Raw genomic sequence first — 2,839 nt, forward strand, 5'->3', positions numbered from 1 at the left:
CTTGGGTTGGGCGGGGGTGTCGTCCCGCCAGGGCCGAGATGCAGTAGCGAGGGGTTTCAACCCCTCGCGGGGCTGCAACCGGAGACCTCGTGGGGAGCTTCAAGGAAACGTCGCCGCCCGCCGCAGCAGGTCGGTGCTGAGCAGGGCGGCGCGGGTCTCCGGGGTCCAGGCCAGGTAGATCTGGGCCGAGGTGTAGTCGTAGCGCGGGCTGTCGTTGAGGGCCAGACCGCCGCCGAGATGGAAGCTGTCCCCCAGCCGCCACAGCCCCCGCAACTCCACCGCCAGCGCCGAGCCGGTCACCACCTCCCGCGGATAGAAGCGGCCGTCCGGAGCCAGCGGGAAGAAGGGCGCCTGCGCCTTGATGTGGCGGTGGTACCCCAGGCTCACCCGGCCGGTGAGCCACCAAGGGCGGCCCTCGGTGGTGGCGAATTGGGCCGCCAAACCGGTCTCCACCATCTCCTCGGGGCTGAAATAGCCGCCGTGCCCCCGGGTGAAGCGCTCTAGATTGAGGTCGTTCTCCTCGCCGAAAACGTAGGGACCGATGGCCAGAAAGTCCAATCCCCGGGGCTTGGTGGTGGCGCTGACGCTGAGGGCCAAATAGTTCCGCTGGTTCTCCGCCACGCCCTCGCCGTCGATATCCTCAGTGCCGAGCTCCAAGAAACTGCCCCAGCGCCGGGTCCACTGGCGATAACCACCGATCTTGCCACCGCGCCGCAGAACCCGGCCCCAGGCATCACCGACATAGGGGTCCACCAGCCCGCCGTAGGCGAGGATGCTCTCCTGTACCGGCCGCACATAGACCTCTCCCATCCAATTGCCCTGAGGCCGCTGGTAGACGACGCCGGCACGGCCGGCGAGGGTGGAATCCAGCACCGCGTTGGACGGGGTGGTGGTGAGCTCCACATAGGGCTCGAGCCAACCTTCCCGCTGCAGCCGCAGATAGGGCACGTAGGAATCTTCCAGCCGGGTGGTGGGCGGCGCCACAAAGGCCGCAGCCTGAGCCGGCAAGGAACCCACCTCCGCTCCCGGCAGTAGCTGGCCGGAGTCGAGGGTCAGCCGGTCGACGCCGAGCTCCAGCTGCACCACGTCGCCCCAGGTGTAACGGGCGATCATCGGCACTCGTTCGAGCCGCAACTCGCCGAGGCCCGGCACGCCGGTCTTGTCGTGGAAGACCCAGCCCGCCGCCAGCAGCGGCCCGGTGACTCCCTGAAGCTCGGGAAAGCGCCCGGGGCGGGCTCGTTCGGAGGCTAGAAACAGCTTACGTTGGGCGTAGAGGGTAGCGATCTGCTGCTGCAGCCACTCTGCCTGGGGCCCGGGAATCTCGGCGGCGATCTGCTCCAGAGCCGGAACTCGCCCCAGGTCCTTGAAGCTGTAGAGCAGCCCTTCGGCGCTCTGGGCGTCGGGCTGCTCGCGGTAGAGCTGCTCGAAGAGAGTCGCCGCTGAAGCCTTGCGCCCAACCTGGTATTGGGTCCAGGCGCGAGTGATCTGCTGGCCTCGGGAAAGAGCACCATAGAGCGCCGCCTCCTCCAGCTTGTCGAGGGCTGCCGCGGGCTCTCCGGCGGCGGCCAGCTCGTCCCCCCGGGCCGCCAGCACCCGCCCCAAAAGCTCCATCATGGGCGGATAGGTCTGGTAGCGGCGGGCCAGCTGCTCCGCCTCCCAGGTGTTGCCCTGCTCCAGCCGCGCCAGCACCAAACCGTGGGCCGCCTCCGCCAGGTCCGGCCGCAGGTGCAGGGCGCGGCCGAACCAATTGGCCGCCGCCTCCCACTGCCGCTGCCGGTAGGCGCTCCAACCCAAGACCAGCGCCGCCTGCACCCGCTCTTCCAGCGGTCCGGGATCGGAGGTCCAGCCCGACCCCGGCTCCGGCGCCGGTTCGGGGCTGGGGGGCGCGGTGAGCTCCAGCTGGCCCAGGCTCGCTGGCCGATCCGTCCGGCCAACGGTGGCGGATGCAAGGCCTCTCGAAGGGACTTGCCGAGAGGAAGAGTCTCGGGACGAGTAGGGACGGGCCCCGAGCGTCCGCCTAGGGACGAAGGGGGGCTCGAGGCGCGAGCTCGGCACCGTCGCTGCCGGCTCTTGCACCGGCGAAGGCTCGGCCCTCGGCGACGGCTCCGAGGCCGCGGCGACCTGGGGCGGCGGCGAGCCCGCCTCCCCCACTCGGCGCCAGGCGGTGGCGGGGAGCGCGGCAGGCTCTTCGGAGGCCGCCTCCGCGGAGCCGCCGATCCGTCTCTTCGAGGATCTGGACCCGGAGCTCTCGCCCGCCCACCTCCTCTTGCCGGCATTGGTTTCGACGGAGCCGGGCGGAGCCATGCCAACATCGTCGGTCCCCGGAGCCTCGCGGTAGAGCTCCTCCATCTCCTGCGCCGATTCTTCGAAACGGCCCAGACGGTAGAGGCTCCAGGCGTGGCGGAGGCGCTCCTGGCGCTCCAGCGGCCGGCGGCGGCTCAGCTCCTCCAACAACTCCAGGCTTTCTTGCCAGCGTTGGCCTTCGTAAGCCCGGAGCGCACGCTCCGCCAGGGCACCGATGCGGTAGGGCTCCAGGCGTGGGTTGCCGGGGAAGCGCTCCGCCAGGGAGGCCGCCTCCCGGGTATCTCCCCGCTCCCAGAGCAATCCTGCCAGCCCCTCGGCGGCACTCTCCAGGTTGGGCCGATGCTCCAAGGCGCGGCGGAACCAGGACTCCGCCGCCTCCGGTCGTCCTTGCTGTAGAAGGCTCCACGCCACCGCCGCCGCCAGGGAGGCGGGATCTTCTTCGCTCCCCGCCTCCGCGGCCCCCATCGAAGGCATCGGCTCGCTCTCTGCCACCACCTCGGCCACCGGCGCCCCATCGGCCGGCGGCCTCGGCGCT

The 2,839-nt window shown here is 70.7% G+C and carries 1 protein-coding gene; it reads right to left on the reverse strand.

The genetic code is table 11. The features are described 5' to 3' along the window. Positions 1-99: 99 nt before the first annotated feature. A partial coding sequence (locus tag SX243_25720; protein ID MDY7096389.1) for a cellulose synthase subunit BcsC-related outer membrane protein occupies positions 100-2,839 on the reverse strand: 2,740 nt, incomplete at its 5' end.

This window comes from Acidobacteriota bacterium (genome assembly GCA_034211275.1).
GTDB lineage: Bacteria > Acidobacteriota > Thermoanaerobaculia > Multivoradales > JAHZIX01 > JAGQSE01.